This window comes from Streptomyces sp. YS-3, assembly GCF_045257485.1.
Taxonomy (GTDB): domain Bacteria; phylum Actinomycetota; class Actinomycetes; order Streptomycetales; family Streptomycetaceae; genus Streptomyces.
In genome coordinates this window covers 1-5995 of the sequence record NZ_JBJHPC010000444.1, presented here as the reverse complement: position 1 = coordinate 5995, position 5995 = coordinate 1, and the positions used below count along the sequence as shown (strand labels likewise).

General features: G+C 73.0%; 5 protein-coding genes and 1 riboswitch. Of the genes, 1 reads left to right on the top strand and 4 read right to left on the bottom strand.

What is annotated here, in order from left to right:
- Positions 1-1913: GNAT family N-acetyltransferase (locus tag ACJA3G_RS27680; protein ID WP_406555763.1), on the bottom strand; the 1913-nt coding region annotated here is incomplete at its 3' end.
- 175 nt (positions 1914-2088) lie between these two features.
- On the opposite strand from ACJA3G_RS27680, the gene ACJA3G_RS27675 reads away from it, so the two are divergent.
- Positions 2089-2370, top strand: coding sequence for an HPr family phosphocarrier protein (locus ACJA3G_RS27675; protein ID WP_358834300.1), 282 nt, complete (start codon positions 2089-2091; stop codon positions 2368-2370).
- Positions 2371-2623: 253 nt separating this feature from the next.
- On the opposite strand, the gene ACJA3G_RS27670 is transcribed toward ACJA3G_RS27675, so the two are convergent.
- From ACJA3G_RS27670 to ACJA3G_RS27660, 3 genes are all read right to left on the bottom strand, one after another.
- Positions 2624-3301 (bottom strand): GntR family transcriptional regulator, encoded by a 678-nt coding sequence (locus tag ACJA3G_RS27670; RefSeq protein WP_406555762.1) that lies wholly within the window; start codon positions 3299-3301, stop codon positions 2624-2626.
- Positions 3302-3506: 205 nt separating this feature from the next.
- Positions 3507-4277, bottom strand: a complete 771-nt coding sequence (locus tag ACJA3G_RS27665) for a M23 family metallopeptidase (protein ID WP_406555761.1) — start codon at positions 4275-4277, stop codon at positions 3507-3509.
- A gap of 12 nt (positions 4278-4289) precedes the next feature.
- Positions 4290-4451: riboswitch (cyclic di-AMP (ydaO/yuaA leader) on the bottom strand.
- A gap of 214 nt (positions 4452-4665) precedes the next feature.
- The coding region (locus ACJA3G_RS27660) for a M16 family metallopeptidase (RefSeq protein WP_406555760.1) at positions 4666-5995 on the bottom strand (1330 nt) is incomplete at its 5' end.

The window sequence follows — 5995 nt, the reverse complement described above, 5'->3', positions numbered from 1 at the left end:
GTGTGGACCGGGGCTGTTGGCTGGACGCGCGGGGGTGGCGGCGTGCGGCGGGCCGTGCTTGCCGCGCTTGCCAGGGCCTCCGCCAGGCCTCCCAGCTCCACGTGCACCACCGCCACCGGCTTCGTGGGGGCCGTCGTCGTGGCCTGGTGGAGGGCCGTGGCCAGGGCCTCGTCGGGGTAGCCGGGCTCGCCCATCCAGGGGATCGCGGTGACCACCACGGCGTCGCAGAACTCGTCCGCCAGGGCCCGGGCCAGCGCGTCGCGGAAGTCCTCGGGGGTGGCCGCCGTCGTCAGGTCGACCGGGGGGTGGGGGCGCAGGCCCTCCGTGAGGCAGGCGTCGTACGTAAGGAGGCCGAGGGACTCCGAGTTGCCGAGGATGGCGACGCGCGGCCCCGCCGGGAGCGGCTGGCCCGCGAGGAGCACGCCCGCGTCGACCAGCTCGGTCACCGTGTCCACCCGGACCACGCCCGCCTGGCGCAGCAGCGCCGAGACCGCCGCGTCCGGCACCCGGGTCACCGGGACCGCGTGCCCGGGCGGGGTGGAACCGCTGTGGCGGGCGCCCTTCACCGCGACCACCGGCTTCACCGCCGCCGTCCGCCGCGCGAGCCGGGTGAACTTCCGCGGGTTGCCGATGGATTCGAGGTACAGCAGGACGACGTCCGTGTCCGCGTCCTCGTACCAGTACTGAAGGATGTCGTTGCCCGAGACGTCCGCCCGGTTGCCGGACGAGATGAACGCCGACAGGCCCGCGCCCCGCCGGTGCAGTCCCGACAGGAGCGCGATACCGATCGCGCCCGACTGGGTGAACAGGCCGATCCGGCCCCGCCGGGGCGGCTCGGGCGCGAGGGAGGCGTTCAGGCGCGTCCCGGGCGCGGTGTTGATGACGCCGAACGCGTTCGGCCCGATCAGCCGCATCCCGTACGACCGCACCTGCCGCAGCAGTTCGCGCTGGCGCTCGCGTCCGGCGGCGCCGCTCTCGGCGTACCCGGCGGACAGGACGACCAGTCCCTGCACCCCGTGCTCGCCGCACTCCGCGACCGCCTCCGGCACCCGTTCGGCCGGGACCGCGACGACCGCGAGGTCGACCGGCTCCCCGATCTCGCCGAGGGAGCGGACCGCGCGGACGCCGTCGATCACGGAACCGCCTTCCGGCAGGGCCCGGTTGACCGCGTACACCTGTCCGGTGAAGCCCGCGCCGAGGAGGTTGCGCAGCACCGTGCGTCCCACTCCGCCCGGTGCGCGGCCGGCGCCGATCACGGCCACCGAGCCGGGGGCGAGCAGCCGCTGCACCGAGCGGGCCTCGGCGCGCTGCTCACGCGCGCGCTGTACGGCCAGTGACTCGGCGGTGGGCTCCAGATCGAGCGTGAGATGGACCGAGCCGTCCTCGAAAGAACGCTTCTGCTGGTAGCCCGCGTCCGTGAAGACTTTGATCATCTTGTTGTTGGCGGGCAGCACCTCCGCCGCGAACCGCCTGATCCCCCGCTCGCGGGCGACCTCCGCGATGTGTTCGAGCAGCGCGGAGGCGACGCCGCGCCCCTGGTGGGCGTCCTGGACCAGGAACGCCACCTCGGCCTCGTCGGCCGGCGCCGAGGCGGGCCGCCCCTGGGCGTTGATCCGGTCGTAGCGGACGGTCGCGATGAACTCGCCGCCCACCGTCGCCGCGAGTCCCACCCGGTCCACGTAGTCGTGATGGGTGAAGCGGTGCACGTCCTTGGCCGAGAGCCGGGGGTAGGGCGCGAAGAAGCGGTAGTACTTGGACTCGTCCGAGACCTGCTCGTAGAACGAGACGAGCCGCTCCGCGTCGTCGGTCGTGATGGGCCTGATCCGCGCGGTCCCCCCGTCGCGCAGCACGACGTCGGCCTCCCAGTGGGCCGGGTACGCGGGGTCCTGCGTCTTCTCCTGCGGAGCCTGCATACCGGCAGCCTACGGGTCGCGGGGCCGGTTGGGTCGGGTCAAGGTAGGGGGCAGGGTGGAGAGGGTGGCCAGGGCCGAGGGGCCGCCGGACCCGGGCACCGACGTCGGCACGAGCACCGCACACGACATGAGAGACTGGTCTAGACAACCGTGAGAGATCTCGAAGGGCATCACCATGGCTGAGCGCCGCGTCAATGTCGGCTGGGCCGAGGGCCTGCACGCCCGCCCCGCTTCCCTCTTCGTCCGCGCCGCCACGGCCTCCGGCGTCCCCGTGACGATCGCCAAGGCCGACGGCAACCCGGTCAACGCCGCCTCCATGCTCGCGGTGCTCGGCCTGGGCGCGCAGGGCGGCGAGGAGATCGTGCTGGCCTCCGAGGCGGAGGGCGCCGAGGCGGCCCTGGACCGTCTGGCCAAGCTGGTCGAGGAAGGTCTTGAGGAGCTTCCCGAGACCGTCTGACGGCTGACCGCACCCGGCCGGCCGGACCACGGCCCCGGAGCGCCGCGTCACCGCACTTCGCGCCACCGCACTTCGCGATCGGAGCCGCGGACCCCGAATTCCGGGTCCGCGGCTCCTTTCCTTTTCCCCCGGGTACGTGCCGGCTTATGCGTCCGCCAACGCGGACCCGCCGCCCCCGCGCCCGCATTCGGGGGTGATTTCGGGCAGCGCGAAAGTGCCCCGCCGAATCACTCCTTTGTATACGGCGACCCTGTTAAGCACGGACGCTCGCGGTGTTTACGGCATGTTGCGGGATCCTCACGTCCGCGGGATGCCGCAGCCGATAGGCGGAAAACGCGCGCTCGGCGTGGCGGGCGGCCAGCGACCTGGCCCGCTCGGCGTCGCCGCGTGCCAGCGCGTCCACGATCGCCCCGTGCTCCGCCCAGCACTCGGCGGGCAGCGCTGGCCGCTCCACCACGTACATCCAGGCGATCTTGTGCCGCAGCTGGGTGAGCAGCGCGATGAGGCCGGGGCTGCCGGAGGCCTGGGCGAGCGTCTCGTGGAACCAGATGTCCAGGGAGCGCAGATCCTCGCCCTGGGCCCGCCGGACCCGGTCCTGGCCGAGTCTGACCAGTCCGCGCAGCACCTTCAGATGGGCCTCGGTGCGCCGGGCGGCGGCCCGCGAGGCGGCCAGCGGCTCCAGCATGGCGCGCAGTTCGAGCAGGTCGGCCGCCTCCTGCTCGGTCGGCTCGGCGACACAGGCCCCGGCGTGCCGGCGCGTGGTGACGAACCCCTCGGACTCCAGCGTGCGCAGCGCCTCGCGGACCGGGACACGGGAGACCCCGTACCGCCGTGCGAGCACTTCCTCGGTGAGCCGGCTGCCGCGCGCGAAGAGTCCCGCGACGATGTCGTCGCGGATTGCCGTGCATACCGATTGCGCGGGAATGCGCATGACCGAACCTCCGCCTTAATCCCCGCGAAACGCGGTCGATCGACGCCTGTTCGGCGACTCTATTCCAGCGCCTGTTAATTCCCGGTGACGTGCCGTATGCAATGCATATCTTTTGGCCACAGGCGGGGTACGCGCGCCGGACGGCATGCCGAAGCCCCCGGCGCGGCGCGGCGGGGGCTTGCGGTTCGGTGCGGGGACGGCCGGGTCAGACGTTGACGCCGTGCGAGCGCAGGTACGCGATCGGGTCGATGTCCGAGCCGTACGTCGGGGCCGTGCGGGCCTCGAAGTGGAGGTGCGGGCCGGTGGTGTTGCCGGTGTTGCCGGAGAGGGCGATCTGCTGGCCCGGCTCGACGCGCTGGCCGACGTACACCCCGATGGAGGAGAGGTGGCCGTACTGCGTGTACGTGCCGTCGTTCATCCGGATCACGATGTTGTTGCCGTAGGCGCCGCCCCAGCCCGCCTCGACGACGGTGCCCAGGCCGACCGCGTGCACCGGGGTGCCCTCGCCCGCGTGGAAGTCGATGCCGGTGTGGCTGCCGGAGGACCAGATCGAGCCGCCGGTCTTGTAGCCGGTGGAGACGTAACTGCCCTCGATCGGGGCGACGAAGGAGTTGAGGCGCTTGCGCTCGGCCTCGCGGGCGGCGCGCTCCTTGGCCGCGCGCTCCTCCTTGGCCCTCGCCTCGGCCTTGCGCTTCGCCTCGGCGGCGGCGCGGGCCTTGTCGGCGGCGTGCTTCTGGGCGGCGGCCTGGGCGTCGATCCGGTCGGCGAGGGAGTCACCGATCACGATGGCCTGGGTGATGCCGGTGTCCTCGACCGAGGCGGCGGCGGGCGCCGAGCTGTCGGCGGCCATGGCCGGGGAGGCGAGGGTGCCCACGACTCCGGCGGTGGCGAGGGTGGCGATGCCCGCTATGTTCGCGCTCTTGCGCGACACGGCGCTGGGCCGACGGTGCTTCCCGGTGGCACGGGTGAACGCCATGGAGAGGCGGTTCCTTTCCTTCCATCTCGCCTACCGGGTTAGCTGACGGGTTCGGAGCTGGAAGGTCTCCTACGGGCCCCTCCGCGGAACGGAGGCGTCCGATTCACCCCAGGGACTGAGTGGGTCCCCGGCTCCCCTGGCTCGCGCCAGTTGGGGACTCGGCGATGACTGTCCGGTGCCGCGGCTGCGACGGGTGGTGACGGACAGCCGGACTGACGCTAGACGGCTGATCTTTCAATCACCAAACAGACACGACTTTTTGTTGCGCACGCCACATGACAGACAGGCAACCTCCCCAACAAATCGGGCATAAGGGGGGACCCCGGTGGCCACTCGGCCACCGGGGTCCTCACCCGGCCCGTCCGCCCGTTCTCGGCGGACGGCTCAATCAGCCCGCCACGACGGTGACTTCACCGATTCCGAGGGCCTTGACGGGCTCCTCGATCTGCGCCGCGTCCCCGACGAGGACCGTCACCAGACGGTCCACCGGGAAGGCGCTGACGACCGCGGCCGTGGCCTCCACGGTGCCGGTGTCGGCCAGGCGCGCGTACAACTGCGCCTGGAAGTCGTCCGGGAGGTGCTGCTCGACCTGGTCGGCCAGCGTCCCGGCGACGGCGGCAGCCGTCTCGTACTTCAGCGGGGCCACGCCCACCAGGTTCTGCACGGCGGTCTCGCGCTCGGCGTCGTTGAGCCCCTCGGCGGCAAGCTTGCGCAGCACCGTCCACAGGTCGTCGAGGGCCGGGCCGGTGTTGGGCGTGTCCACCGAGCCGCTGATGGCGAGCATGGCGGCGCCGGTGCCCTCCGCGCTGGAGCGCAGCACCTGACCGTAGGAGCGCACTCCATAGGTGTAGCCCTTCTCCTCGCGCAGGACGCGGTCCAGGCGGGAGGTGAGCGTGCCGCCCAGGCAGTACGTCCCGAGGACCTGGGCGGGCCAGACGCGGTCGTGGCGGTCCGGACCGATCCGGCCGATCAGCAGCTGCGTCTGGACGGCGCCCGGCCGGTCCACGATGACCACACGGCCGGTGTCGTCGGCGGTGACCGGGGGCATCGGACGCTCCTCGGCCGGGGTGCCCGTCCAGGCGCCCAGGGTGTCCGCCAGGACCGCGTCCAGGTCGGTGGCGCCCAGATCGCCCACGACGACCGCGGTGGCCGCGGCGGGGCGTACGTACGCCTCGTAGAAGGCCCGTACCGCCGCCGCGTCGATCCGCGCCACGGTCTCCTCGGTGCCCTGGCGCGGGCGGGACATGCGCGCACTGGCCGGGAAGAGCTCCCGGGAGAGCTGCTGGGCGGCGCGGCGCGCCGGGTTGGCCAGCTCGTGCGGGATCTCGTCGAGGCGGTTGCGCACCAGGCGGTCGACCTCGGCGTCGGCGAACGCGGGGGCCCGCAGCGCCTCCGCGAGCAGCCCGAGCGCCTTGGGGAGCCGGGAGACCGGCACCTCCAGGGAGACCCGGACGCCCGGGTGGTCCGCGTGCGCGTCCAGGGTGGCGCCGCAGCGCTCCAGGTCGGCGGCGAACTCCTCGGCGGAGCGCTTGTCGGTGCCCTCGGAGAACGCGCGCGCCATGATCGTGGCGACGCCGTCCAGACCGGCCGGCTCGGCGTCCAGCGGGGCGGCGAGGAAGATCTCGACGGCCACGACCTGCTGGCCGGGACGGTCGCAGCGCAGCACGGTCAGCCCGTTGGGCAGGGTGGAGCGGCCGGGGGCGGGGAAGGCCCAGGGG

Bases quoted from the DNA above. Each gene is read 5' to 3' on its own strand.
- ACJA3G_RS27665 (WP_406555761.1), bottom strand. From the start codon at position 4,277: ATGGCGTTCACCCGTGCCACCGGGAAGCACCGTCGGCCCAGCGCCGTG.
- ACJA3G_RS27670 (WP_406555762.1), bottom strand. From the start codon at position 3,301: ATGCGCATTCCCGCGCAATCGGTATGCACGGCAATCCGCGACGACATC.
- ACJA3G_RS27675 (WP_358834300.1), top strand. From the start codon at position 2,089: ATGGCTGAGCGCCGCGTCAATGTCGGCTGGGCCGAGGGCCTGCACGCC.